Source organism: Arthrobacter sp. ok362, assembly GCF_900102785.1.
Classification (GTDB): Bacteria; Actinomycetota; Actinomycetes; order Actinomycetales; family Micrococcaceae; genus Arthrobacter.
Window position 1 is genome coordinate 67,789 of sequence record NZ_FNGC01000003.1, and the last position, 25,739, is coordinate 93,527.

Consider the following 25,739-nt stretch of genomic DNA (forward strand, 5'->3'; position numbering starts at 1 on the left):
GCTGCCCTCGCCGTGGCTGCCTCATTTCGCCCGCCCTGAACGCGCTCCTTGGAGTCCCAAAAGCACCCGCAGTCACAGGAATAACAGCGGCTCCAAGGGCACCCTGAAATCCTTCGGTCCCGTGGGTTTCCTGCCAAGATTCCGCGGTTTTTGCAAGTTTTTCCTGCCGGCCGATTCCGGCTAGGGTCGATGACCATGGTTATTTTCAGGTCCAAGGTGTCCACAACGAAGACCGGGCGCCATCGGGGCCTTCGCCGCGGCGCGGTGGCAGCCGCGCTCGGGGCGGTGCTGGTTGCCACCGCAGGGGTTCCGGCCTCACATGCGGCCACAGGGTTGTCCGCGGCGGCGTCCACTGCGACGTCAGCGCAGGGCTCGCTGACCCTCGGCCTCGATGACGTGCTGGACAACCTGCTGGGCTCCTCGACGACGCCGAGCCCCTCGCCGTCCGCCGGCTCGGGCGAGGCCACCCCTTCGCGGCAACCGTCGCACGGCAGTAGCCCGGAACCCAGCGACCCCGAGCCCAACGACCCCGAGCCCAGCAATCCCGAACCCACGGCCCCGCGCACCAGCACCCCGCCGTCGAGCACCCCGCCGCCGAGCACCCCGTCCGCGAAAGCTGCGCCGCCCGCCGGGCCGCGGGTCCCCGGCGCGCCGCCCGCCGCCCCGGCGCCGGGAGCTCCCGCCGCAGGCGGATCAGCCGGGTCCGTTCCTGCTTTGCCGACCGGCGGGCAGGCTCCCGGCCAGCCGGCACCGGGCAGCGGCGGCGCCGACCAGGCGGCCGAACCCCAGCCCGGAGCCGAAGTGCCGGCCGCAGGCAGCGGGACCAGCACGCAGGCGACGCCCTCGAAGTCGGCCACACCGCACGCGTCCCCAGTCGGTTCAAACAGAGTCGAACCGACCACGGCCACGGCCAAGGGCCACTCCGGCAACACCTCCCTGCAGGCAACTTCGGCGGTGGAGCCCGCCGGGCCGTCCCCGCTGATCGGCTGGGGCATCTGCCTGGTGGTGCTCTCACTCGGCGCCGGCGTCGCGGTCGTCCGGATGCGCCGGAGCTGACAGACGGTTCTCGCGCGGACCCGCCGGGAGCGGACCCGCAGCCGCGGACCCGCCGGACGCGGCCCCGCTCCCGGGTGTGAAATAAAGCACTTCTACGCTCTGTAGAAGTGCTTTTTTCGACTTACCCGCAGAGAGGGGGCAGACTGGTATGCATGAGCCACACTTCTGCCGAATCTGTCACTAAAACCGGAATCCCCGCCCCCGGAGAGTCAGTAGCCGGGGCATCGGCGCCCCAGGATTCAACCGAGCAGTTCTTCACCTTGTGGACCGTTTTCAAGCGGTCCGCTGACGTGCTCCGCGACGCCGCAGCGGCAGAGGACTTCGAGTCCCTCATGGCACGTCTCGCCGGCGACGGCGTGGTCCACCGCGGCAGCTACGACGTTTCCGCCATGCGCGCGGACGCCGACGTCATGGTCTGGCTGCACGGGCCGAAGCCCGAGGCCCTGCAGCGGGCGGTCCGGGACATCCGGCGCAGCAAGCTCTTCGCCGGCACCGAGATCGTCTGGTCCGCCATGGGCGTGCACCGCGAGGCCGAGTTCGCCAAGAACCACACGCCGGCCTACTCCCGCGGCGTCGCACCGGCCGAGTGGCTGTGCGTCTACCCCTTCGTCCGCTCCTACGAGTGGTACCTCCTCCCGGACGCCGAGCGCGGCGCCATGCTCCGCGACCACGGCATGCTGGGCCGCGACTTCCCGCAGGTCATCTCCAACACGGTCTCCTCCTTCGCCCTGGGCGACTGGGAGTGGATCCTCGGTCTGGAAGCCCCCGAGCTCGTGGACCTCGTGGACCTGATGCGGCACTTGCGCGCCACGGACGCGCGCCATCACGTCCGCGAGGAAGTCCCGTTCTACACCGGCCGCCGCGTCACCGCCGCCGAGATCGCCGAGGTCCTTGCATGAGTCCGCTGGACCCCCAGGAATCCGCCTTCTCAGTTACCGCCGTGAATCCCGCCACCGAGACGGGCCGGATGGCCCCTAAGGAGTACGACGCCGTGCTCCTCGCCTCCTTCGGCGGACCCGAAGGCCAGGAGGACGTCATCCCGTTCCTCCGCAACGTCACCCGCGGCCGCGGCATCCCGGACGAACGCCTCGAAGAGGTCTCGCACCACTACCGCGCCAACGGCGGCATCAGCCCCATCAACCAGCAGAACCGTGAGCTCAAGGCCGGCCTGGAGGCCGAACTTGCCGGGCGCGGCATCGGGCTGCCCGTGTTCTGGGGCAACCGCAACTGGGACCCGTACATCCCGCAGACCCTGCAGGAGATCTACGACGCCGGCCACCGCAAGGTCCTTATGCTCACCACGAGCGCCTACTCCTGCTACTCCAGCTGCCGCCAGTACCGCGAGGACATCGGCATGGCGCTGACGGAAACCGGACTCGACGGCAAGCTCGAGGTCGACAAGGTGCGCCAGTACTTTGACCACCCCGGATTCGTGGAACCCTTCATCGAAGGCACCGCCGCCGGCCTGACCGACGTCCGCGCCCAGCTGGCCGCGGCAGGCACTCCGGACGCCCCCGTGCACATCGTGTTCGCGACGCACTCCATCCCGACCCGCGACGCCGAAGCCGCCGGCCGCTCCGAGGGCGAGTCCCGCCACTTCGAGGAAGACTCCGCCTACGTGGCCCAGCACCTGGCCACCGGGACCGAGGTCATCCGCCGGGTTGAAGCCGAGACCGGCCTCAGCGCCCCGTGGTCCCTCGTCTACCAGTCCCGGTCCGGCGCCCCGCACGTGCCATGGCTCGAACCCGACATCAACGACGCCATCGAGGAGCTCGCCGGCCAGGGCGTCAAGGGCGTCGTGATCGTGCCGCTGGGCTTTGTCAGCGACCACATGGAAGTTGTCTGGGACCTTGACACCGAAGCACTGGAGACCTGCGCCAAGCTGGGCGTGGCGGCCACCCGCGTCCCCACGCCCGGCACGCACGGCAAGTTCGTGGCCGGGATCGTGGACCTGATCTGCGAGCGGACCGCGGCAAACAACATCGCCGACCGGCCACACCTGACCAAGCTCGGCCCCTGGTACGACATCTGCCGGCCCGGCTGCTGCACCAACTTCCGCGGCGAAAAGCCCACCATCGCCGGCGCCGACAGCACCGTCGGGACCGGGCACGATCCCTACCCGGCCGCAGCACCCGCCGCCGCGGATATGACGACCCCGGCAGCCGGTCAGGCAGTACTGTGACCGTCCGGATCGGCACCCGCGCCAGCACGCTGGCGCTCACCCAGACCCAGCAGACCGCGGACCAGCTGGCCGCCGTCGGCGCCTTCCCCGTGGAACTGGTCCACATCCGGACCGAGGGCGATGTCCTCAAGGGCTCGCTGTCCCAGATGGGCGGCACCGGAGTGTTCGTGGCGGCCCTGCGCGATGCCCTGCTGCGGGACGTATGTGATGTGGCGGTGCATTCGCTCAAGGACCTGCCCACCGGAGCAGCCCTCGGGCTGACCCTCGCCGCGACGCCCAAACGCGTCGATGTCCGCGACGTCCTCTGCGCCCGGGACGGGCTGAAGCTCGCGGATCTGCCTGCGGGCGCCACCGTTGGCACCGGCTCGCCACGGCGCGCTGCCCAGCTGCGCGCCGCCCGGCCCGACCTGGACATCCGGGACATCCGCGGCAACGTCGACACCCGGCTCGGACGGGTCCCCGGGTTGCCAGGCAACCCGACCGACGCCGTCGTCGACGGCAAGTCCTGCGATCTCGACGCAGTCGTCCTCGCCGCCGCCGGCCTGCACCGGATCGGCCGGCTCGACGCTGTCAGCGAGTACCTCGAGACGGACATCATGCTGCCCGCTGCCGGGCAGGGTGCCCTCGCGATCGAATGCCGCACGGCCGACGCGCCCCGCAAAGAAGGGTCTACCGAAGGCTCCCAGGGCGTGCTGGCGAAGGCCCTCTCGGCCCTCGAAGACCCGGATACCCGGCTCGCCGTCACGGCCGAACGCGCTTTGCTGGCCCGTCTGGAGGCCGGATGCGCCGCCCCCGTGGGCGCCTACGCCTACCGCAAGGGCAGCATGCTGTACCTCGAAGCGGTGGTCTGCGCTGTCGACGGCACGGCAACCGTGCGCGACAAGAAGGCCACCGATGGCCTCACCGAGGTCGGCGCAACGCTGCTCGGGATCGAGCTGGCGGAAGTCCTGCTGGCCCGCGGCGCCGCCGGCATCGCCGACCTGACAGCTTCCTGAACCGCGGATTCCACCACTTCATGGAACGGCACAGCGACCGCAACCACACGGGCGGGCCACCCGGCATGCAGGTGCCGGACGGCGCCCGCGTGCTCGTTGCCCGCAGCCCGGACCGGGCGGGGGAGCTCGTCACGGCCCTCCGCCGTGTCGGTGCCGAGCCCTTGCTCCTGCCACTGATCGACTTCGAGCAGGCGAGCGACCAGCACTCCCTCGATGTCGCCTTCGACGCCCTCGGCGCCGGGGCCTACACGTGGCTCGTGATCAGCAGTGTGACCACCGTCCAGGCTCTTGAGGCGAAAGCGGCCGAACGCGGCGCCTCCCTCAGCAGCTGGCTGCCCGGCAGCATCCTCGTGGCCACGATCGGCCCGGCGACCCGCAGTTTCCTGGAATCCCGGGGCATCAGCGTCGACCTTGCACCGACGGGCCAGCAATCCGGAACGGGCCTGCTCGGCATCTGGCCCGCGAGCCAAGGCAGCGTGCTCCTGCCCCAGGCGGACATCGCCGACCCGCGGCTCCGCAAGGGCCTCGAGGCGCGCGGTGCCTCCGTCCAGGCCGTCACCGCCTACAACACCGTCGACTATCCGGCGGATCCGCGCCGGGCCCTGCCCGCCTCGCCGCAGACCGGTTCCGCAGGGCAGGACGCACCGCCGCCCACCGTGCTCACCGTGGCCGAGGCGAAGGCGGAAATCAGTGCCGGCCGGCTGCACGCCGTCGTCGCCGCCTCGCCCAGCGCCGCCCGCCGCATCCACGCGGACCTCGCCCCGCTGGGGAACTGCCGTTTCGTCGCCATCGGACGCTCGACGGCGGCCGAGGCAGCCTCCCTCGGACTCACCGTCGCCGCCGTCGCCCAGGAGCCGACGGCGTCCGGCCTGGTAGCCGCCGTCGTCCGGTCCCTGGACCACCAGCACTCGCCACCTCATCCCTCAGTCGCAGAGCCCACAGCAAAGGACACCATATGAGCTTCCCGACCCACCGCCCACGCCGGCTCCGCACCACCCCGGCAATGCGCCGGCTGACCGCTGAACACCGGCTCTCGGCCTCGGAGCTCGTCCTGCCGGCCTTCATCCGCGAAGGCCTGACCGAGCCCAATCCGATCGCCTCGATGCCCGGCGTGCAGCAGCACACCACCGATTCGCTCAGGCGCGCCGCCGCCGAGGCCGTGCAGCTGGGCGTCGGCGGCATCATGCTGTTCGGCGTCCCCGCGGTCCGGGACGCGCGGGGAACGGCCTCCCTGGACTCCGACGGTGTGTTGAACAAGGCCATCCGGGACGTCCGGGCCGAGGTCGGCGACGAACTCGTGGTCATGAGCGACGTGTGCCTCGACGAATTCACCGACCACGGCCACTGCGGCGTCCTCGACGCCAACGGCTACGTCGACAACGACGCCACCCTGGAGATCTACGGCCAGATGGCGGTCGCGCAGGCGGAGGCCGGCGCCCACGTCCTGGGCCCCTCGGGCATGATGGACGGCCAGGTCGCCGTGATCCGGCAGGCCCTCGAGGACGCCGGGCACGCCAACACCGCCATCGTGGCCTACGCAGCGAAGTATGCCTCCGCGTTCTACGGCCCGTTCCGCGAGGCCGTCGACTCGCAGTTGACCGGCGACCGGCGCACCTACCAGATGGACGCCGCCAACCGCCGGGAGGCGATCCTCGAGGTGGACCTGGACCTGGCCGAAGGCGCCGACATGGTCATGGTCAAGCCTGCCATGAGCTACCTCGACATCCTCGCCGACGTCGCCGCCATGAGCCCCGTCCCCGTGGCCGCCTACCAGATTTCCGGCGAGTACTCGATGATCGAGGCCGCCGCCGCGAACGGCTGGATCGACCGCCGGGCCGCCATCACCGAGTCCGTCCTGGGCATCAAGCGCGCCGGCGCCAACATGGTGCTGACCTACTGGGCGAGCGAGCTTGCCGGCTGGCTGAAGGAATCCCGGTGAACGCGGCCCCCGAGCCCCGGATCTCCACGCCCATTTCCCCACCCACTGCGCCGGTGGGGTCCAACCGCATCCTCCTCGGCCTGAACACCTTCGGCGATGTCGGCGTCTTCCCGGACGGCCGCCCCGTCCCGCACGCCCAGGTTCTGCGGCAGCTCTTGGAACAGGCCGAACTCGCGGACGAGGTCGGCCTGCACGCCTTCGCGGTAGGGGAGCACCACCGCCGCGACTTCGCGGTCTCCGCCCCGGAGGTCTTCCTGGCCGCGGCGGCCGCCCGCACCAAGAGCATCCGGCTCGGCTCCGCCGTGACAGTGCTCAGCTCCGATGACCCGATCCGGGTCTTCCAGCGCTTCGCCACCGTGGACGCCATCTCCGGCGGCCGGGCAGAGGTCATGCTGGGCCGCGGGTCCTTCATCGAATCCTTCCCGCTGTTCGGCCTCGACCTGGCCGACTACGAGGTCCTCTTCGAAGAAAAGCTCGAGCTCTTCGACAAGGTCCGGGCACAAAGACCGGTCCACTGGGAGGGACGCACCCGGCCGGCCATCAACGGCTTGAGCGTCTATCCGCCGCTGGAACACCACCTTCTGCCGACTTGGATCGGCGTCGGCGGCACCCCCGAGTCTGTGCTGCGCTGCGCCGAGTACGGCTACCCGATCATCTTCGCGATCATCGGCGGCCAGCCGCGGTCCTTCGCGCCCCTGGCCAACCTCTACCGTGAGGCCATGGCCAAGTACGGCCACCCAATGCAGCAGATGGCGACGCATTCACCCGGCCACGTTGCCGCCACGGATGAGGAAGCCCGCGAGGAGTTCTTCCCGCACTGGCTCGAGCAGCGGAACAGGATTGGGTCCGAACGCGGCTGGGGTCCGGCCAGCCGGGGCGAGTTCGACGCGATGTGCACCCCCGAGGGAGCCCTCTATGTTGGCTCCCCGGAAACCGTGGCCGCGAAGGTCGCCCTGCTCAAGAAGAACCTGGGCGTGGACCGCTTTGATCTCAAGTACAGCAACGGCACCCTGCCGCACGCGGCCATGATGCGCTCCATCGAACTGTTCGGCACCGAAGTGGCGCCCCGCGTGGCCGCGCTGCTGGCCGCGCATTCACCTGGCCGCGAACTGAAAGAATAGGAACCATGACTTCCAGCATGCCTCGCAACGAGGAACTCTTTGACCGCGCCCGCCAGCTGATGCCGGGCGGCGTGAACTCACCCGTGCGCGCCTTCGGCTCCGTGGGCGGGACGCCGCGGTTCATGGTGTCCGCAAAGGGTGCCTACCTGACCGACGCCGACGGTGCCGACTACGTCGACCTCGTCTGCTCCTGGGGCCCGGCGCTGCTGGGACACGCCCACCCGGAGGTCCTCGCCGCCGTGCACGCCGCCGTCGACCGCGGGCTGTCCTTTGGCGCCTCCACACCGGACGAGGCTAACCTCGCCGCCATCGTCAAGGAGCGCGTCCCGGCCGCCGAACGCGTCCGGATGGTCTCCACCGGCACCGAGGCGACCATGACCGCCGTCCGGCTGGCCCGCGGCTTCACGGGGCGGAACCTCATCATCAAGTTCGCCGGCTGCTACCACGGCCACCTCGACGGCCTCCTCGCCGCCGCGGGCTCCGGGCTGGCGACCCTCGCGCTGCCCGGCTCGGCCGGCGTCACCGCCGCGACTGCTGCCGAGACCCTCGTGCTGCCCTACAACGACCTCCACGCCGTCGAAGCCGCCTTCGCCAAGCACGGCGCCAGCATCGCCGCTGTCATCACCGAAGCCGCTCCCGCCAACATGGGCGTGGTCACCCCCGGCGACGGCTTCAACGCCGGCCTTTCCCGGATCACCCGCGAGCACGGCGCCCTGCTGATCCTCGACGAGGTCCTGACCGGCTTCCGCACCGGCTATTCCGGCTACTGGGGCCTGACCGGAGGGGCGGCCGACGCCGCCGAGCCGTGGGCCCCGGACCTGCTGACGTTCGGGAAGGTGATTGGCGGCGGCATGCCGACGGCGGCCCTCGGCGGCCGCGCCGAGGTCATGGACTACCTTGCGCCCGTGGGGCCCGTCTACCAGGCCGGAACCCTGTCCGGTAACCCGGTGGCCATGGCCGCCGGGGTCGCGACCCTCACGCACGCCACCCCCGACGTGTATTCGTTCGTGGACGCCCGCTCGCTCGAACTCTCCGCGGCGCTGTCCTCCGCGCTCGACGCGGCCGGCGTGGACCACTCCATCCAGCGCGCGGGCAACCTGTTCTCCGTGGCCTTCGGCACGGGCGCCCGCGGTGTCCACAACTATGACGACGCCCAGGGCCAGGAAGTGTTCCGCTACGCCCCGTTCTTCCACTCCATGCTTGACTCAGGGGTCTACCTGCCCCCGTCGGTCTTCGAAGCATGGTTCCTCTCCGCCGCGCACGACGACACCGCGATGAACCGGATCTTCGACGCCCTGCCGGCCGCGGCGAAGGCGGCGGCCCGCGCCAAGCCGTAGCCTGCCCCTCAACTCCTGGGGTCCTTAAACGACTGATGGCACCCGCAGCGGCGGGTGCCATCAGTTTTTAATCCTGCCGCAGCGGCCGGCGGACTAGAGAACGTCCGCGAGGAACCCCTGCAGCCGTTCGGTCTCCGGGCTCGTAAAGATCTGTTCCGGCGGACCGGACTCCACGACGACGCCGCCGTCCATGAACGTGACGGTGTCCGAGACATTGCGGGAGAAGCCCATCTCGTGGGTCACCACCACCATGGTCATGCCGCCCTTGGCGAGGTCGGCCATCAGGGCCAGTACACCCTTGACGAGCTCGGGGTCGAGGGCAGAGGTGGCCTCGTCGAAGAACATCACCTCCGGCTTCATGGCCAAGGCGCGCGCAATGGCGACGCGCTGCTGCTGGCCACCGGAAAGGTTGGCGGGACGCGCGTCGGCCTTGTGCTTGAGTCCCACCAGGTCGAGCTGCTCGAGCGCTTCGGCCTGGGCCTGCTCGGCCGGCAGCTTGCGCAGCTTCCGCAGGGCGAGCGAGACGTTGTCCGCCACGGTCTTGTGCGGGAACAGGTTGAACTGCTGGAACACCATGCCGATCCGCTGGCGCAGTTCGTCCGGGTTGTCGTTCAGGACCGAGCGGCCATCCAGCAGGATGTCGCCTTGATCCGGTTCGATCAGGCGGTTCATGACCCGCAGCAGCGTGGACTTGCCCGAACCGGAGGGGCCGATCACCGAGGCGGTGGTGCCCTTCCCGACGTGCAGGTCGATGCCGCGGAGGACATGGTTGGAGCCGAAGGACAGGTGCAGGTTCTTGCCGGTCAGCGAGCCGGAGGCGAATTCGCTCATGGCTGTGCTCCCTTCCCGATCAGGGCCGCAGCGTCGTCCGGCTGCCGTTTCTCCGGACGGCCGGTGCGCAGGCGGTTGTCGATGTAGTTGACCAAGTGGGTGAGCGGAACGGTCAGCAGCAGGTACATGAACGCCGCGGCAACCAGCGGCGACAGGTTCCCCGTGATGGCCGCGGCGTCGTTACCGATCCGGAAGATCTCGCGTTGGCTGGCGATCAGGCCCAGCAGGTAGATCAGGGACGAGTCCTTGATCAGCGAAATGAACTGGTTGACCAGGGCCGGGAGCACCCGGCGGATGCCCTGCGGAATCACCACGAGGCGCATGGAGGAGCCATAGCTGAATCCCAGGGCCCGGGACGCCTCCAACTGGCCTTTTTCCACGCTTTGGATGCCCGAGCGGAAGATCTCGCCGATGTACGCCGCTGCCATGAGCGTCAGGGCGAAGATGGCGAGCGGGAACGGGTTCGTGGATCCGGTCGCTACCCGGACCACGGGCCCAAGCCCGAGGCCGATGAGGAGGATGATCACAATCGCCGGGACGCCCCGGAACACATCCGTGTAGATCCGGGAGAGCCAACGCAGCGCAGTGATCCGGGACGTGCCCATGATGGCCAGGATCATGCCCAGGATGCACCCGAGCACGCCCGCGGAAACCGCCAGGATCAGGGTATTGGGCAGGCCGAACCTAATCATGTTCGGTAGGACGGCTGCCATCGCCTCCCAGTCAAAGAAGGTCTTTACGAGTTGATCGAGTGCATCCATCGACTAGGACTTCGGAACGGTGACAGCCTTGGAGCCCGGGGACCACGTGGCCGGGGTCTCGCGGTCCGGGTACCATTCCTTGGTCAGCTTGGACCAGGTGCCGTCGGCAATCACGGCGTCTAGGCCGGAGTTCAGCGCGTCAATGAGCGGCTGGTTTTCCTTGTTCACGGCGTACGCGGTGAAGTTCTGGGTGTTCACAACCGACTCGGCGATGACCGTGCCGTCGCCTTCCTTGACCTGGCCGGTGGCCTGCTGGGACGGTGCGACCCAGGCGTCAACCTGGCCGTTCTTCAGGTTGGCGTAGGCGGTGTTGTAGTCCTCGAAGCGGACGGGCTCGATCTGGAGGGTGTTCGTGACGTAGTCATCCTGCACGGTGCCCTGGACTACGGCGATGCGGGTGTCCTTGGTCAGGTCCTTGAATCCCTTGATGTTCGAGTCCTTCTTCGCGACCACGGCCATGTAGCCGAAGTCGTATCCGTTGGTGAAGCCCACGGTCTTGCGGCGGGCGTCGGTGGTGGAAATCGAGGAAGACCCGAGGTCGAACTGCTTGTTCTGGACCTGGGCGAGCAGCGACGCGAAGCCGGTCGCCTTGAACTCCACCTTGAGGCCCAGCTTGTCCGCGATGGCGCGCAGGAGCTCGTTGTCGTAGCCGGTGAATTTGCCGTTCTTGTCAATGTAGATGTTCGGCGGGGCGTCCGAAAGGGTGCCCACGGTGAGCGTTCCATCGCTGATGAGGCCGAGCTTGGACTTGTCGATCTTGTCCAGGGGAGTGACGTCCTTGGTCGTGTATTTGTCCAAGGATTTCTGGTCGCTGCCCTGGAGGGCATCGGACGATGACGCCGTTGTCTGCCCCGACCCGCCGCCGCACGCTGCAAGGGAGACCGCCACGGCGATGGCCACGGGAACGGTTGTCAGCCACTTCAAGGCTTTGCTTTTCATCACGCAATCACTTTCGTCTGAAATTCAGTGGGTCGCGGGAGGCTCATCGGGTCCCTGGCCGCTGGCTTGGGCGCCGGGTGGAGCAGACACGCCGCGAAAGATAATTGTGTCATCCGACGTGGACGCCCATTCAATCCGAACGAATCGGAGCAGAAGGGAGCATCCTGCGAAGTATCTTCAAGATCCCGGGTGATCGGCGGTGATCCGGGTAGTGCCGGCAGGGAGAGGCGGAATCATCGGCGTCGGAGCAGCCGGCAGATGGAAGCCCCAGGCAGTGTGAGCTCCGTCGCAATCACTGGAATTACGCGCAGCGGGGGTCTAGTTAAGCGTTTCCTTCGGCGAACGTTTCGTTTTAGGAAGTGCTCCCGCGCCGGCTTCCCGACGTCCAGGAGTACCGGCGTTCAGAAGTCCCTGCGTTCAGAAATCCTAGAAGTCGCCGCGGCTGGCATCCTCAGGAGGCAGGACAGGCCAGTCACCTTCGATCACGGCGGCCGGCTTCGTCTTGCGCAGGTAGCTTTGGAAATCCGAGGCCTGGGCCGAGGCCCATTCCACCTGGAGCTGGTGCAGGTTGCTCGCCGGCATTCTGAGCTTGGGGAATTTGCCGACCATGGCATCGAGCATGCGCAATGTTGCCAGGGCGTCGGCGGCCGAGGTGTGGGCGTTGTCCAGGCTGACGCCGTATTCCTCACACAGCGCGGTAAGCGTGCGCTTGCCCTTGCGGTACCGGTCCACCTGCTTGTTCATGATGTACGGGTCCAGAACGGGGAAGCGGCTCAACTGCGGGACGCCGTAGCGGGCCGATTCGGCCGCGAGCACGGTGAAGTCGTAGCTGGCGTTAAATGCGATGACGGGCACACCGGCGTCGAACAGCTCCTGCAGCACGGCGGCGAGTTCGCGCGTCACTTCGGCGGCGGGGCGGCCTTCGCGGCGGGCCTGCTCGGTGGTGACGCCGTGGATATCGCTGGCCTCGGTGGGAATCTCAACGCCGGGGTCGGCGAGCCACTCGTGTTCCTTGATCACGCCGCCGGCGGAGTCCACCACCGTGACCGACGCAGTGACGATCCGCGCCGAGCGGGAGTTGCGGCCCGTTGTTTCGAGGTCGAAGGCTGCGCGGGGAAGGCTGTTCCAAGTGCTCATGCTTCAACGCTACCTGCTGCCTCCGACAGTTCTTGACCGCCGTGCCCGCGTGCCCTCCGGGCACGGCGCCGGCGCCCTGAACGGCTAGGCTGGACCGATGCGGACGGAGTATGTGGAGGCGGTGCTGGAGCTCGTGGCGTTGATCCCGGCCGGCACGGCGGTGGCCTATGGCGACGTTGCGGAACTCCTCGGCTCCGGCGGCCCGCGCCAGGTCGGTTCGGTCATGAGCCACCATGGCAGCAGCGTGCCCTGGTGGCGCGTCCTGAAGTCCAGCGGGGACGCCCCGCCTGGGCTCGAGCACGAGGCCTTGGCGCTCTATCTGCAGGAGGGGACGCCGTTGCTGGGCCGTTATGACGACTTCCTCCGGACCGGCGACGGGCGCTGGCGCGTTGACCTGGCCACCGGCCGGTGGGCGCCCACCGACGCCGACTTCGACCGGATCGACGCCATCGCTGAGCGGCTCGAGCGGGAGTCGCATAAATTGTCGGTACCGGATGATGAAATGACTGTGTGAGTACCCCCAGCCACGGCCAGAATTTAGAGCAGGCAGAGTTTCAGGTGACACAGTCAGAGCAGGTTGAGTTTAAGTCTTCGGAGTTTCAGTCCGCAGGGCTGCGCCTGTTGCCGCCCCGGACCCACCACAGCGCGGTCCCGGTGCTGTCGCCGGACCAGCTCGGCGCCGTCGAGGTCCCGCCCGGCTCCGGCCCCGTCCTGGTGCCCGGAGCACCCGGCACCGGAAAGTCGACGGTCCTTGTCGAGGCCGCCGTCCGCCGCACCCTGCGGGACGGCCTTGATCCGGAGCGGATGCTCATCCTGGCGCCCGGAAGGCTCGCCGCGGATACGCTCCGCGACCGCTTCACGGCGCGCTTGGACCGGAGCCTGAGCACGACGCCGGCACGGACCTGGGCGTCTTATGCCTTCGATTTGATCCGCCGCGCCAAGGCCGAAGGCCTCCTCCCGCTGCCGCGCCAGCCGAAGCTGCTCTCCGGTCCGGAACAGGACCTGATCATCAAGGAACTGCTGGAGGGCCACGCGCTGCCCGGCCTCGAACTGCCGTGGCCGGAGGACCTGGACGCCGCCCTGCAGACCCGCGGATTCCGGCAGGAAGTACGCCAGCTTTTTGACCGGATCATCGAATCCGGGCGGACGGCCGAGGACCTGGTGGCGCTGGCCCGCCGGTGCAACCGGCCCGATTGGATCCCGGCGGCCGCCCTGTACTCCGAGTACCGCGACGTCCTGGACCTGCGCATGCCCGAGGCCTTCGACCCCGCCGGCATCATCACCGCCGCACGCCAGATCTTCCAGGACTCACCGGATTTCCTTGCCGCCGAGCGCGACCGCCTGCAACTGATTCTCGTGGACGACATCCAGGAGGCGAACCCAGCGGTCTTTGAATTGCTGGCAGACATCGCCGCCGGCAAGGACGCCATCATCACTGCTTCGCCGGACACCGTGGTTCAGGGCTTCCGCGGGGCACGTCCCGATCTCGTGGCGGAGCTTCCCCGCCTGCTGGCCCCTGCCGGAGAAATCCTGGAACGTCCGCTGTGGACTGCGCATAGGCACGCCCCGGCCGTGGCAGAGGCATGGCTGTCGGTGGCCGGGCGCATCTCCCGCAGGTCCGGCGGGCAGTCCGCACGCCGGCTCGAACGCCCTGATCCTGCCCCGACGCCGGACGGGCCGCCGGTCCCGGCCCCGGGATCTGCCGTCCCGACGCCGGACGGGCCGCCCCGCGCCGACAGCCGCCCTGGGACGGTCGAGGCCCACCTGCTGCCGTCCCCGGTCCACGAACTGCGGTACGTGGCGCAGCGCATCCTCGAAGCCCAGCTGAACGACGCCCGGGAACTCGGGGACATTGCCGTGATCGTCCGCAACGGCGGCCAGCTCAGCCAGCTGCAGCGGTACCTGGCCGGCCAGGGGATTCCGGTCCGGATTCCCGTCGCCGAATCCGCTGTCCGGGATGAGGTCGCGGTCCGTCCACTGCTGGATGCCTATGCGGTGGCCCTGGACCCCGCCGCGCTCACCCCCGAGTCAGCCGTATCCTTGCTGACGTCCCGGATAGGCGGCGCCACGTCGATTGAATTGCGGAGGCTGCGGCAGTCGCTGCGTCGGGAGGAACTCCTGGGCGGCGGCGGACGCACCAGCGACGCCCTCCTGGTCGAAGCTCTGCTGGAGCCCGGGGCGCTGGCAACGCTGGGCATCGAGGGGCACTCGGCCCGCCGGATCGCCCGGATGATCCGGGCGGGGCGGGACGCCGCCGAGGCCCCCGGTGGGAACGCCGAGACGGTGCTCTGGGCGCTCTGGCATTCCACCGGCCTGGCCTCCCGCTGGACCGAGGCCGCCCTCGCCGGAGGGTCGGCCGGCGCCCGGGCCGACCGTGACCTCGATGCCATGATGGCGCTGTTCCATACCGCGGAACGCTTTGTCGACCAGCTGCCGGGCTCCGGTCCGGAGCAGTTCCTTGAATACCTGCTGAGCCAGGAACTGCCCATGGATACCCTGGCCGCCAGGGCGCAGCTGGAAGACGCGGTGGAGCTCATGACCCCTGCCAGCGCCGCCGGCCGGGAGTGGCCCGTGGTGATCGTGCCCGGACTGCAGGAAGGCGTGTGGCCCAACACCCGGCTGCGCGGCGAACTGCTCGGCAGCACTTTGTTCGCCGACGCCGTCGAACACGGAGTGGAGTATGCCCTGCGACTGGATCCGCAGAGCCGGTTGCGCGAAATCCGCTATGACGAGCTCCGAAGCTTTTCCACCGCGGTGTCCCGCGCCCGGGAGGTGCTGATCTGCACGGCCGTGTCCTCGGAGGATGAGCAGCCCTCCTCGTTCCTGGACTATGTGGCGCCGCTGCGGCCGGGGCAGGACCGTCGGGGCTATACCCCGGTCGAGCGTCCGCTGACCCTCCGGGCGCTGGTGGCGGAACTGCGCCAGTACGCCCAATTGGACCCCAAGGCTGCCGAATCGGCCGAAGCCGCGGCCGTGCTGGGAGTCCTGGCCACGGCTCAGCCGCCGGTTCCGGGAGCGCACCCCGCGAGCTGGTGGGGACTGGCCGAGTTGTCCACGGAGGAGCCGGTTGTTCCCCCGGGCGGTACCGTGTTTGTGTCGCCCTCGAAGGTCGAAACCGTGCAGAAATCGCCGCTGGACTGGTTCGTCCAGGCCGCCGGCGGAGAAGCCGCGACGGATTTTGCCCGCAGCCTGGGAACGCTTGTCCACGCCATCGCGCAGGACCTGCCGGACGCCTCGGGAAGCGAATATGTTGCGGAACTCGTCCGGCGCTGGCCCACACTGGGGATGAAGGACAACTGGGAAGGCAAACTGGACTTCCAGCGTGCCGAGTCCATGGTCCGCAAGCTGGCCCAGTATGTCCTCGTGATGCGCAGCGAGGGCCGGAGCCTGATCGGCGTCGAACAGGACTTTGAGGTAAAGCTGCCGGACGTTCCGGCGGAGACCACCGCCGGACCCGGATCCGAGCCCGGCGACGGCGGGAGCATCGGGCCGGCGCGGCCCGCCGTGCTGCGGGGCCAGGTTGACAGGCTCGAGATCGACGCCGAGGGCCGGCTGGTGATCATCGACCTCAAGACCGGCAAACGCCAGCCAGGCAAGGCGGATCTGGACCGTCACCCGCAGCTCGGCGCCTATCAGGCCGCCGTGCTGGCCGGGGGCTTTGCGGGTCCCGATGACGGGCCGCCGCCGCTGCCTGGCGGGGCCGTCCTGGCCCAGCTGGGCACCACAACCAAGAGCCCCGGGATCCAAGCCCAGGCTCCACTGGACCCGCAGGACAACTGGGCGCTGGAGATGGTCGGCGACGCCGCCCGCGTCATGTCCGGCAGTGTCTTCCAGGCCCGGCACGATCCGTCCAAGGGAGGCCACGGCGGCCACGGCTGCCGGCTCCCTGAAGTGTGCCCGCTGTGCGTGCGCGGAAAGCAGGTTACTGAATGACCCCCGAGGCGCCGGAGACCGGCCTGGCCGGGCCGCAGCCGGCACCGAATCACCTTCCCGAGCCCCTTCCCGAGCCACGGTTCAGCCCGGAGGAGCTGTCCGCACTGCTGGGGGAGAAGAACAGCCCCACTGCCGAACAGTCCCTGATCATTTCCTCGCCCCTCACGCCGCGGCTCGTGATCGCCGGGGCAGGCTCGGGGAAGACTGCCACCATGGCGGACCGTGTGGTCTGGCTCGTTGCCAACGGCTGGGTCCGGCCGGAGGAGGTCCTCGGGGTCACGTTTACGCGTAAGGCCGCCGGTGAACTCGCCTCGCGGATCAGGGCCAAGCTGGCCGCGCTGGCGCGGATCGCGGCGGCCGACACCGGGAACACCGTCTTCCCGGCCGGGCTGCTGAGCACGGATGCGCTCGAACCCAAGGTCTCCACTTACCACTCGTACGCGAGCGGCATTGTGTCCGATTATGGCCTCCGCCTTGGCGTCGAGCGCGACGTCGTGTTGCTCGGCGGCGCCCAGTCGTTCCAGCTCGCCAGCGAGGTGGTGGAAGCCTTTGACGGGGACTACGAACACTTCCGGTCCGCCAAATCGACCCTGGTCAAGGCCGTGATCCAACTGGCGGGAGAGTGCGCGGAGCACCTGCAGGACCCGGCCCAGGTCCGTGGCTGGCTGCTGGAACGGGTCGCCGCGTTCGAGTCGCTGCCTTATATCGCAGAGGCCAAGAAGAACCCCACCCAGGCGGCGGGCGAGCTCGGTGCGATGCTGCGCACCCGGGCCAGCGTCGCGGACATGGTCGGCCGCTATTCCGCGGCGAAGCGCGCCCGCGGCGCCCTGGACTTCGGCGACCTCGTGGCCCTGGCGGCACGGGTGGCCAACGAGATTCCGGTCGCCGCCCAAACGGAACGCCAGCGCTACAAGGTAGTGCTGCTCGATGAGTTCCAGGACACCTCGCACGCCCAACTGGTGCTGTTCTCCCGGCTCTTCGGCGACGGCCATGCCGTCACGGCGGTGGGGGACCCGAACCAGTCCATCTACGGATTCCGGGGAGCGTCGGCCGGGCAACTTTTCCACTTCGTCCGCGAATTCCCGATCCTCGTCAGCGGCGACGGTACCGACGCCGCCCACCGCAGCGCCGGGGACCAGGAAAGCGGCGAAGACCCCGGCGGAGAAGGAAACGGCGGGGAACAAGAAAGCGGTCCGGCCGGCCCAGCCCGGCGCTTCGCCGTGGCGCCGACCTCGTATTTGACCACCGCATGGCGCAACGGGCGCAACATCCTGGCCACGGCCAATCTCATTTCGGCGCCGCTGAGCAAGGCGGCGGCGAACCTCGGGGCCGCCGGGGCCCGGGAAAGTGCCGATGCCGTCGAGGTTCCGCCATTGCAGCCCAGCCCGGCCGCCGTGGAGGGCAGGGTCGTGATGGGACGGTTCGCCACGGACGAAGCCGAGGCCGCGGCGATCGCTTCAGACGTGCTGAAATTCCGGGTGACGGACTTCGACGCCCCGCAGTCCGCCGACCCGGTTCCGCCGGCCATGGCCGTCCTCTGCCGGCGACGGGCACAGATGGAATGCATTCGCCGCGAATTCGAAGTCCGGGGCATTCCCTATGAAATCGTCGGACTCGGCGGGCTGCTGGACACGCCGGAAATCATCGATCTTGTCGCCACGCTTCGGGTGCTGGCCGACCCCGGCCGCTCGGACTCCCTCATGCGCCTGCTGGCCGGCGCACGGTGGCGGATCGGCCCGGCGGACCTGATGGCCCTGCGGGACTGGTCCAGCTTCCTGGCCCGCCGTCGGGGCCGCCCTGGTGGCCTGGACGCGGACGACGCCGGGCGTGCCGCCGAGGATACGATCGATGACGCAGTGATTGAAGGCGACATCACGGATTCCGCCAGCCTGGTCGAGGCCCTGGACTGGCTGCCCCGCGACGGCTGGACTTCGGCGCACGGCCGCAGGCTGAGCCCGGAGGCCCGCGGCCGGCTGCAGCGGCTCTCGGACGAGCTCCGGCAGTTGCGCAGCTACATGGGGGACGACCTCACCACCTTGCTGGGCGAGGTTGAACGGGCGATGCTCCTGGACATCGAAGTTGCGGCGCGGCCCGGGATCAGCATCCATCAGGCCCGCCGCAACCTGGACGCCTTCCAGGACGCCGCGGCCGGGTTCCTGCACACCTCCCAGCGGGTCGACGTCCTGGCGTTCCTCGCATGGCTGGAAGCCGCGGCGGCCGAGGAAAACGGCCTCGATGCCGCAGCGCCGGAAGTGAACCATGAGGCCGTCCAGCTTCTGACCGTGCATGCCTCCAAGGGGCTGGAATGGGATGTCGTGTTCGTTCCCGGGCTCAATGCCGGGGCGTTCCCCAGCAGCAGGGACTCGCGGTGGAGCAGCGGAAGCGCGGCACTGCCGTGGCCGTTGCGCGGCGACCGCGTCGACCTGCCCCAATGGGACCTGGACCAGCCGGACCAGAAAGGCTGGCTGGATGCCGAGAAGGAGTTCAAGTCTGCCGTCCAGGCGCACGGCGAAGCCGAGGAACGGCGTTTGGCCTACGTGGCGTACACCCGTGCGAAACACGTGCTCTGGATTTCAAGTGCCGCGTGGGTGGGGTCCCGGGCCGGTTTGGCCGAGATGTCTCCCTTTCTTTCCGGGCTGGAGGGCCTCACCGCGGAAGGCGCCGCCGAAATCCACCCGCTGTCCGTCAGCGAGGACGCACTGCCGGCCGAAAGCCCCTTGACCTCTGAACTCGAAGTCGCCGCCTGGCCCTACGATCCCCTCGAGGGGCCGCATGATCCACGGACGGGCAAACGGCTGCGGCTTGTCCCGGGCCGGCGCGCGGCCATGGAATCCGCCGCGGCCCGTGTCCTGCAGGCAATGGACGCCGGCCCGGGCAGCCACGCGAGCAGAGGCCCGGCTGCGGTCCTGGCGCACGCCGGCGGGGCCAGCGTCGGGCGGCCCGTCCTGCGCGGTCCTGCGGCGGGATGGGCAAGGGAGGCGGCCACCTTGCTGGAACGCCGCTCCCGGCGTTCGGTGGTCCAGGACGTGCATCTGCCGGGCCATATCTCGGCGTCCACTCTCGTGGACCTGGAAGATGACGCAGGCTCCGTCGTGGCCCGCCTGCGCAGGCCGATCCCGCGCGAACCGGGGATGTCGGCCCGCAAGGGCACGGCCTTCCACGCCTGGGTGGAGGAATACTTCGGCGCCGCCGGGATGCTGGACCTGGGAGAGGCCGAAGGCGCTGACGACCACATCGACGAGGCCTACGGACTGGACTCCATGGTGGAAACTTTCCGGCAGTCCGAGTGGGCGCACCGCGCCCCCGCCCATGTCGAGGTCCCGGTCGAGACACGGATTGGCGACGTCGTGGTCCGGGGCAGGATCGACGCCGTGTTCCGCGACGCCGACGGCGGCTGGGACCTTGTGGACTGGAAGACCGGTCGCCGCCCCTCGGCGGCCCAGCTGAAGGTGAAGGCAGTCCAGCTCGCCGTCTACCGCCTGGCCTGGGCCCGGCTCAAAGGGGTCCCGTTGGAGGACGTCCGGGCCGCGTTCTACTACGTGGCCGACAACCAGGTGGTCCGTCCGCACGATCTCGGATCAGCGGAAAAGCTCGAGGAAATCGTGGCGGCGGCGCTGGGAAGGACATCGGCGGCGCGGGGCGTCTAGGTGGATTCTGCCGGCCGGAGCCCGTCATGCAGGGGTGTGCTGGCCGGAATGAGCCGGTCGGAACTGGTCAGCAGCGGAAGCTAGCCGGAGGTGGTGTCGACCACCGTGATGGCGGTGGTCGACGTGTTCTCTCCCGAGCCGGGCTTCGCGGCGGAATCCGGCTGCACCGTAGAATCCGGCTGGGTGATGGCGATCGATTGCGTCGACGTGTCGTTGGCGGCGGGAACCGCAGCCTCAGCGTTTTCCCCAGCCTCGGCGGCGTCGGAGGCCTCGGGGATGTCTGCGGTGGATCCGGCGTCCGGCTCGGCGTCGGCGTCCGCAGGTGTGTCCTCGGCTGTGCCCATGTCTGCGACAGGCTGCGCGACAGCCGTCGGTGCGTCAGCCTCCGTCTCCCGCGGGATCGGCGTGACGTGCACCGCGGGCACGGCACGGAATTCCGCAGCGGCATCCTCAGCCGGAGCGGCACCGGGTACGGGCTCCATGGGCAGCGGCGTGACCTTGGTGACCGCGGGTGCCGTCCCGTTGGCCGGGCTGGCCGGAAGCGCCGGAGCAGCCGGAACCGCAGGTGTCGCCGTCGGCGCATCGGCATCGGCAGTGGCTTGTTCTGCACCGGGCTCCGGTGCCGCGACTGGCTGCGGCAGAGGTTCCACGCTGATGGGCTGGCCGCCATGCTCCGCGACGTCGTCGGCCAGGGTGGCGAGCATGGACTCTGCCTCGTCGATCATGTCCTGGTTGCCGGCGGCCAGGCCCTTGACCAGATACTGCGCCAGGGCGAATTCGGCGGACAGCGCAGCCCGCCGCAACAGGTGGGCATCGGGAACATCGCGCCGGTTGGAGGTGTAGTGATCCAGGACCGCGTTCACAAAGTCCTGTTCATTCGAGGCGACCAGCCAGGCCATGTCATCCGCCGGGTCGCCGATGCGCAGGTCGGTCCAGCCCGTCACGGCGGTCACCCGGTCGCCGTCGACCAGCAGGTTGTCCTCGTGGAGGTCGCCGTGAACGACGCACGGATTGAAGCGCCAGAGGGAGACGTCTTCCATGGCGTGTTCCCAACGCCGCAGCAGCAGCGGCGGGATTTTTCCGGTCGTGGCGGCCTGGTCCAGTTCGTTGAGGCGCCGCTGGCGGAATTCGTTGGGGGTGTAGCTGGGCAGATCGGCATTGCTCACAATTGACCGCGGGAGGTCATGGATCGCAGCCAACGCCGCCCCGATTTCGCGGGCAACGGCAGGCGAGCCGCTGCTGAGGTCGTCCAAGGAGCGGGTGGCGCCGGCCAGATGCGAGTAGACGAACGTGCTGAGCTGGCCCTGCCGGACAGTTCCCGCCACCGTGGGCATGAGGAACGGCAGCTCGGCCCGGATGCCGGGAGCGAAGGCCCGCAGAACCAGGAATTCGGTCTCCAGCCGGGCGCTGGCTTCGGCGTGCCGGGGGGAGCGGACGCGCCAACGCTTGCCCTCGGAGTCCAGCAGGAGGGCTGCGTCGAAGTCCGCCGGATCGTCGGGCGCAGAGCTGACGGCGGTCGGGGTCAGGCCGGGGACCGCCGCTGTTGCTACAGCTGCCAATTCGATAGGTTTCCTTCTCACCCTTCCACGGTAGATTGAGCGGCGCCCAAGACGGCGATGCACTCCGGCGAGTCTTGAGATCGGGAGTAAATGAGGGCAAAACAGGGCTAAATCTGCGGCAAACGGCCTATCTCGCACCCGCCGTGGAGCGCGCGGCGGCGTGGGTGGCAAATGTCAATTGTCTGCCCGAGTCAGTACGGTGGGTACATGAGTCTTGCGGAGTCACCGGCACCATCATCGGCACAGTCACCGGCATCAAAGCAAACCCCCTCCGAATCCTCGGCACCCGAAGGTGCCGCACCGCCGGTGCAGCTGCTGCCGGCAAACCACCTGACGGAGACGGTCCTTCCCGTGCGCCCGGCCCTGATCGACCGCGGATCCACGGCCCGGGTGAAACCCGGAATGCTGGCGGAGCTGGTCGGTTCAGGCTCGGCACAGGCCGTGGTGCTCTCCGGCCGGCAGGCCCTCGTCAGCGACAACAGCCTCGTTCTCCTGAACGCGGCCGAGCTCGCCGGGCACCTGGCGAACACCCCGTATGCTCCGGAACACGTGATCTACCTCGGTTCGGCCCTGGCAGGTTCGGACCTGGACGCCGGCACCGAGCTCGTCCTGTTCGTCCTGCCGCTCCAGTTCGAGGTCCGGGCCGAGGAGTTCGAGGACCACGTGGCCGGCATCCCCAGCGATGCGCAGTGGGCGGGTTTCCGCGACGTCGCTGCACGCTTGAACGCCACGGACACGGCGCTGTTCATCGAAGCCAGCGCCATCGCCAACTGGCACGCCACCCATACGCATTGCCCGCGCTGCGGCACCCCCACACAGCCGGAAGCCGGCGGCTGGGTCCGGCGCTGCCCGGCGGATAACTCCGAGCACTTTCCCCGGACGGATCCGGCCATCATCGTGACCGTGGTGGGTCCCGACGGAAGGCTGCTGCTGGGCGGAGGCGGCCCGCTCGACGCCCGGAACTACTCGACCCTCGCCGGCTTCGTCGAGCCGGGGGAGTCGCTTGAACAGGCAGTGCAGCGCGAGATCGGCGAGGAAGTCGGGGTCCGCGTCACCGCCTCCCAGTACCTCGGATCGCAGTCCTGGCCGTTCCCCGCCTCACTGATGCTGGGTTTCACGGCCACCACACCGGACACGGAAGCCCGGCCCGACGGCGTCGAGGTCACCAGGGCGCGCTGGTTCAGCCGGAGCGAACTCCAGGACGCGGTCCTTAGCGGCGAAATCGTCATTTCCAGCAGGCTCTCCATCGCCCGGTCCCTTATTGAACACTGGTACGGCGGCGTCATTCAGGACGCCGCGGACAGCGCCTGACCCGGCCTGCCCCCATCCGCAGACACCGACTACTGACTGAGCAACAAAAGTGACCCCTGACAAATTGACCCCAGGCAAATTGAACACAGAGAAATTGAATTTCAGCACTGTCCCCGGCGGGGAGCCGTCCGGCGGAGCCGCCTCCGGCGGCGCTCCATCCGGCGATGCCCCCGAACCAGACGCCCGATCGCTGGAAGAACGGATCCTCGGCGGCCTCGACGCCGAGCAGCGCGAGGTCGCCAGCACCCTCCAGGGGCCCATGTGCGTGCTGGCCGGTGCCGGCACCGGCAAAACCCGCGCCATCACGCACCGGATCGCCTACGGGGTGCACTCAGGGGTGTACAGTCCGCAGCGGCTCCTGGCCGTCACCTTCACGGCCCGGGCTGCCGCCGAGATGCGCAGCAGGCTCCGTGACCTCGGAGTCGGCAACGTCCAGGCCCGCACCTTTCACGCCGCGGCGCTGCGCCAGTTGCAGTTCTTCTGGCCCCAGGCGGTCGGCGGCACCTTGCCCAACCTGCTGGACCACAAGGCACAGATGATTGCCGAGGCCGCGAGGCGGCTCCGGCTCAGCACGGACCGCGCCTCCATCCGCGACCTCGCCTCCGAAATCGAGTGGGCCAAGGTATCCATGCTGACCCCGGCCAACTATCTGGAAAATGCCCAGGGCCGCGGCAATCCGGGCGGCTTCGACCTGACGGCCGTTGCGCGGGTCTTCCAGTCCTATGAGGACGTCAAGACCGACCGCAACGTCATCGACTTCGAGGACGTGCTGCTGATCACCGTAGGCATCCTGCAGGAGGACCCGAAGGTGGCGGCGACCGTCCGGGAACAGTACCGGCACTTCGTCGTCGACGAGTATCAGGACGTCTCGCCGCTGCAGCAGCGGCTCCTGGAGCTGTGGCTCGGCGGACGCGACGAGCTCTGCGTCGTGGGTGACGCCAGCCAGACCATCTACTCCTTCACCGGCGCCTCCCCGAAGCACCTGCTCGGCTTCAAAGCCATGTACCCCGAGGCCCACGTCGTCAAGCTGATCCGGGACTACCGATCCACGCCCCAGGTTGTCAGGCTCGCCAACGACCTCCTCGGCGGCCGGCGCAGCGGAGGTCCGGTCGCGGACGCCGCCTGGGCCACGCCGCTGCAGCTCGTGGCGCAGCGGCCGGCAGGCCCCGTGCCGCGGTTCACCGAATGTTCGGATGACGAGGCGGAGGCCGCCACGGTCGCCGCGCGGATCCGCGAGCTCCTCGACGCCGGCACTCCGGCGAGCCAGGTCGCCGTGCTCTTCCGCACCAATGGACAGTCTGAAGCCTACGAACAAGCGCTGGCCACGGCAGGGATCGGCTACCAGCTGCGCGGCGGTGAGCGGTTCTTCGCGCGTAAGGAGGTCCGGGACGCCATCCTGCAGCTCCGGGCCGCCACCCGCGCAGTGGCCGAGACCGCCACGCCCGAGCCGCTCGGCCAGCTTGTCCGCGACATCGTCGCGTCCCTGGGCTACACGGATGCGGCGCCGCACAGCGGGGGCGCGACCCGGGAGCGCTGGGAATCACTGGCCGCCCTCGTGGCGCTGGCCGACGAACTCGTGATCAGCAGGGGCCCGCAATTCGCCCTCCCGGACTTCGTCAACGAGCTCCAGGAAAGGTCCCTGGCCCAGCATGCGCCGACCGTCCAGGGCGTCACCCTGGCATCCCTGCACGCCGCCAAGGGTCTGGAATGGGACGCCGTGTTCCTGGTCGGGCTGAGCGAGGGACTCGTGCCGATCTCCTTCGCGGACACTCCGGAAGCGGTGGACGAGGAACGCCGGCTCCTGTACGTGGGCATCACCCGCGCCCGCGAACACCTGTTCCTGTCCTGGTCCACTGCCCGGACACCGGGCGGGCGGTCCAACCGCAAGCCCTCACGCTTCCTGGACGGCCTGCGCCCCGACTCGGTGGCCAGCTCCCAGCTCCGGGGCAAGGGGCCGGCGCCGCGCCGGAAGGCAGCCGTCCCGGCGTCGTGCCGGGTCTGCGGCAGCATGCTCTCCAGCGGCGCCGAGCGCAAGGTGGGGCGCTGCAACCAGTGCCCGCCCAGCTACGAGGAACAGACCTTCGACGCGCTGAGGCAATGGCGGAAAAACGTGGCCCTCGAGGCGGACGTCCCGGCTTTTGTCGTGTTCACCGATGCCACCTTGACCGCCATCGCCGAGGCTCGGCCCGAGTCGCTGGAACAGTTGGCCCAACTCGCCGGCGTGGGTCCGTCCAAACTGGAGAAGTACGGCGAGGCCGTCCTGACGGTCCTGGCCGAAAGCACGGTGCAGTGATGTCCGGTGCAGTGACGCCCGGCGCAGGCAGCGGCCGCGCCGGCAATTCGGGACGCGTCGGCTCAGGGGGCTCCGGTGCCGTTCCGGCGGCCACTCCGCTGACCACCGCCGACGGCGCCCCCGTGCTGGTGCGCCGGTCCGCCCGCCGACGCCGCACCGTCGCCGCGTTCTGGGAAGACGGCACCGCCGTCGTCGCCATCCCCGCCTCCTTCAGCAGGGCCCAGGAACGGGAATGGGTTCACCGCATGCTTGAAAAACTCCGGCGCCAAGGGGACCGGGGCGCGCGGGGTTCCAGCCGGCGGCGCCCCCGCAGCGATGCCGACCTTGCCGCCCACGCCGCCGAACTGTCGGCGAAGTACCTTGGCGGCAGGGCGGTGCCCTCCTCGGTCCGCTGGGTCACCAACCAGAATTCGCGCTGGGGTTCGGCGACACCGTCCGAAGGCACCATCCGGCTCTCGGCGAAGCTGCAGCCCATGCCGCAGTGGGTAATCGACTATGTGCTGCTCCACGAACTCGCCCACCTCCTGGTGGCCGGCCACGATGCCGCGTTCTGGCGGCTGCTGGCGGCCTACCCGGAAACGGAGCGGGCCAAGGCCTTCCTGGATGGGGTCTCGTTCGCGACCTCACGCGGCCTGGCGCCCGGCGCCGGATACGACGAAGCCCCGGACGGAACCGAAATCCCGGCCGGGTCGCCCTAG

Annotated in this window: 18 protein-coding genes and 1 pseudogene; 14 read left to right on the forward strand and 5 right to left on the reverse strand. The window is 69.2% G+C overall.

The window, feature by feature from the left end; translation table 11 throughout:
* Nucleotides 1–195 precede the first annotated feature (195 nt).
* The 8 genes from BLQ10_RS04720 to hemL all read left to right on the forward strand — a co-directional run bounded on the left by BLQ10_RS04720 (nt 196) and on the right by hemL (nt 8,630).
* Nucleotides 196–1,056, forward strand: coding sequence for a hypothetical protein (locus BLQ10_RS04720; RefSeq protein WP_139164173.1), 861 nt, complete (start codon nt 196–198; stop codon nt 1,054–1,056).
* 152 nt (nt 1,057–1,208) lie between these two features.
* Nucleotides 1,209–1,955, forward strand: coding sequence for a hydrogen peroxide-dependent heme synthase (hemQ, locus tag BLQ10_RS04725; protein WP_091559037.1), 747 nt, complete (start codon nt 1,209–1,211; stop codon nt 1,953–1,955).
* Nucleotides 1,952–3,238, forward strand: a complete 1,287-nt coding sequence (locus tag BLQ10_RS04730) for a ferrochelatase (protein WP_091559040.1) — start codon at nt 1,952–1,954, stop codon at nt 3,236–3,238. The genes hemQ and BLQ10_RS04730 overlap by 4 nt, the downstream gene beginning before the upstream one ends.
* Nucleotides 3,235–4,233: a hydroxymethylbilane synthase gene (gene hemC / locus BLQ10_RS04735; protein ID WP_091559042.1), complete on the forward strand. Its 999-nt coding sequence runs from the start codon at nt 3,235–3,237 to the stop codon at nt 4,231–4,233. The genes BLQ10_RS04730 and hemC overlap by 4 nt, the downstream gene beginning before the upstream one ends.
* Nucleotides 4,234–4,253: 20 nt before the next feature.
* The gene (locus BLQ10_RS04740) at nt 4,254–5,192 is read left to right on the forward strand and encodes a uroporphyrinogen-III synthase (protein WP_091559045.1); all 939 of its coding nucleotides are present in this window, start codon (nt 4,254–4,256) and stop codon (nt 5,190–5,192) included.
* Nucleotides 5,189–6,172, forward strand: a complete 984-nt coding sequence (hemB, locus tag BLQ10_RS04745; RefSeq protein ID WP_091559048.1) for a porphobilinogen synthase — start codon at nt 5,189–5,191, stop codon at nt 6,170–6,172. Before BLQ10_RS04740 ends, hemB begins: the two co-directional genes overlap by 4 nt.
* Before the next feature lie 20 nt (nt 6,173–6,192).
* The gene (locus tag BLQ10_RS04750) at nt 6,193–7,293 is read left to right on the forward strand and encodes an LLM class flavin-dependent oxidoreductase (RefSeq protein WP_091559667.1); all 1,101 of its coding nucleotides are present in this window, start codon (nt 6,193–6,195) and stop codon (nt 7,291–7,293) included.
* 5 nt (nt 7,294–7,298) lie between these two features.
* Nucleotides 7,299–8,630, forward strand: a complete 1,332-nt coding sequence (gene hemL, locus BLQ10_RS04755) for a glutamate-1-semialdehyde 2,1-aminomutase (RefSeq protein WP_091559049.1) — start codon at nt 7,299–7,301, stop codon at nt 8,628–8,630.
* Between the two features lie 93 nt (nt 8,631–8,723).
* On the opposite strand, the gene BLQ10_RS04760 is transcribed toward hemL, so the two are convergent.
* The 4 genes from BLQ10_RS04760 to BLQ10_RS04775 form a co-directional block, all read right to left on the reverse strand.
* Nucleotides 8,724–9,461 carry an amino acid ABC transporter ATP-binding protein gene (locus BLQ10_RS04760; protein ID WP_091559052.1) on the reverse strand — a complete coding sequence of 246 codons (738 nt, stop codon included), beginning with the start codon at nt 9,459–9,461 and terminating at the stop codon, nt 8,724–8,726.
* Nucleotides 9,458–10,222, reverse strand: a complete 765-nt coding sequence (locus tag BLQ10_RS04765) for an amino acid ABC transporter permease (RefSeq protein WP_091559053.1) — start codon at nt 10,220–10,222, stop codon at nt 9,458–9,460. The genes BLQ10_RS04760 and BLQ10_RS04765 overlap by 4 nt, the downstream gene beginning before the upstream one ends.
* A gap of 3 nt (nt 10,223–10,225) precedes the next feature.
* Nucleotides 10,226–11,161: an ABC transporter substrate-binding protein gene (locus tag BLQ10_RS04770; RefSeq protein ID WP_091559056.1), complete on the reverse strand. Its 936-nt coding sequence runs from the start codon at nt 11,159–11,161 to the stop codon at nt 10,226–10,228.
* A 426-nt stretch (nt 11,162–11,587) separates the two neighbouring features.
* Nucleotides 11,588–12,298 (reverse strand): 3'-5' exonuclease, encoded by a 711-nt coding sequence (locus tag BLQ10_RS04775; RefSeq protein ID WP_091559057.1) that lies wholly within the window; start codon nt 12,296–12,298, stop codon nt 11,588–11,590.
* A gap of 97 nt (nt 12,299–12,395) precedes the next feature.
* Here BLQ10_RS04775 and BLQ10_RS04780 point away from each other — a divergent pair, with 97 nt between their 5' ends.
* The 3 genes from BLQ10_RS04780 to BLQ10_RS04790 are packed head-to-tail and all read left to right on the forward strand — an operon-like array spanning nt 12,396 to nt 19,878.
* Nucleotides 12,396–12,812 carry an MGMT family protein gene (locus BLQ10_RS04780; RefSeq protein WP_091559060.1) on the forward strand — a complete coding sequence of 139 codons (417 nt, stop codon included), beginning with the start codon at nt 12,396–12,398 and terminating at the stop codon, nt 12,810–12,812.
* Between the two features lie 44 nt (nt 12,813–12,856).
* Entirely contained in the window at nt 12,857–16,231 is a 3,375-nt protein-coding gene (locus BLQ10_RS04785) for an ATP-dependent helicase (RefSeq protein WP_091559062.1), read from the forward strand.
* Complete coding sequence (locus tag BLQ10_RS04790) at nt 16,228–19,878, forward strand: ATP-dependent helicase (RefSeq protein WP_254785402.1); 3,651 nt, start codon at nt 16,228–16,230, stop codon at nt 19,876–19,878. The genes BLQ10_RS04785 and BLQ10_RS04790 overlap by 4 nt, the downstream gene beginning before the upstream one ends.
* A 635-nt stretch (nt 19,879–20,513) precedes the next feature.
* Here the strand turns inward: BLQ10_RS04790 and BLQ10_RS22630 are convergent.
* A pseudogene (locus BLQ10_RS22630) lies at nt 20,514–21,458 on the reverse strand (macrolide 2'-phosphotransferase); the annotation flags it as partial.
* 186 nt (nt 21,459–21,644) lie between these two features.
* Here BLQ10_RS22630 and nudC point away from each other — a divergent pair.
* The 3 genes from nudC to BLQ10_RS04810 all read left to right on the forward strand — a co-directional run bounded on the left by nudC (nt 21,645) and on the right by BLQ10_RS04810 (nt 25,739).
* Nucleotides 21,645–22,748 (forward strand): NAD(+) diphosphatase, encoded by a 1,104-nt coding sequence (nudC, locus tag BLQ10_RS04800; protein WP_254785403.1) that lies wholly within the window; start codon nt 21,645–21,647, stop codon nt 22,746–22,748.
* A gap of 190 nt (nt 22,749–22,938) precedes the next feature.
* Nucleotides 22,939–25,041 (forward strand): ATP-dependent DNA helicase UvrD2, encoded by a 2,103-nt coding sequence (locus BLQ10_RS04805; protein WP_091559670.1) that lies wholly within the window; start codon nt 22,939–22,941, stop codon nt 25,039–25,041.
* The gene (locus BLQ10_RS04810; RefSeq protein WP_254785404.1) at nt 25,041–25,739 is read left to right on the forward strand and encodes a M48 metallopeptidase family protein; all 699 of its coding nucleotides are present in this window, start codon (nt 25,041–25,043) and stop codon (nt 25,737–25,739) included. Before BLQ10_RS04805 ends, BLQ10_RS04810 begins: the two co-directional genes overlap by 1 nt.

Excerpts from the sequence above, each read along its gene's own strand:
- BLQ10_RS04720 (WP_139164173.1), top strand. The coding sequence starts at position 196 with ATGGTTATTTTCAGGTCCAAGGTGTCCACAACGAAGACCGGGCGCCAT.
- hemQ (WP_091559037.1), top strand. The coding sequence starts at position 1,209 with ATGAGCCACACTTCTGCCGAATCTGTCACTAAAACCGGAATCCCCGCC.
- BLQ10_RS04730 (WP_091559040.1), top strand. The coding sequence starts at position 1,952 with ATGAGTCCGCTGGACCCCCAGGAATCCGCCTTCTCAGTTACCGCCGTG.
- BLQ10_RS04740 (WP_091559045.1), top strand. The coding sequence starts at position 4,254 with ATGGAACGGCACAGCGACCGCAACCACACGGGCGGGCCACCCGGCATG.
- hemB (WP_091559048.1), top strand. The coding sequence starts at position 5,189 with ATGAGCTTCCCGACCCACCGCCCACGCCGGCTCCGCACCACCCCGGCA.
- hemL (WP_091559049.1), top strand. The coding sequence starts at position 7,299 with ATGACTTCCAGCATGCCTCGCAACGAGGAACTCTTTGACCGCGCCCGC.
- BLQ10_RS04760 (WP_091559052.1), bottom strand. The coding sequence starts at position 9,461 with ATGAGCGAATTCGCCTCCGGCTCGCTGACCGGCAAGAACCTGCACCTG.
- BLQ10_RS04765 (WP_091559053.1), bottom strand. The coding sequence starts at position 10,222 with ATGGATGCACTCGATCAACTCGTAAAGACCTTCTTTGACTGGGAGGCG.
- BLQ10_RS04770 (WP_091559056.1), bottom strand. The coding sequence starts at position 11,161 with ATGAAAAGCAAAGCCTTGAAGTGGCTGACAACCGTTCCCGTGGCCATC.
- BLQ10_RS04775 (WP_091559057.1), bottom strand. The coding sequence starts at position 12,298 with ATGAGCACTTGGAACAGCCTTCCCCGCGCAGCCTTCGACCTCGAAACA.
- BLQ10_RS04780 (WP_091559060.1), top strand. The coding sequence starts at position 12,396 with ATGCGGACGGAGTATGTGGAGGCGGTGCTGGAGCTCGTGGCGTTGATC.
- BLQ10_RS04790 (WP_254785402.1), top strand. The coding sequence starts at position 16,228 with ATGACCCCCGAGGCGCCGGAGACCGGCCTGGCCGGGCCGCAGCCGGCA.
- nudC (WP_254785403.1), top strand. The coding sequence starts at position 21,645 with ATGAGTCTTGCGGAGTCACCGGCACCATCATCGGCACAGTCACCGGCA.
- BLQ10_RS04810 (WP_254785404.1), top strand. The coding sequence starts at position 25,041 with ATGTCCGGTGCAGTGACGCCCGGCGCAGGCAGCGGCCGCGCCGGCAAT.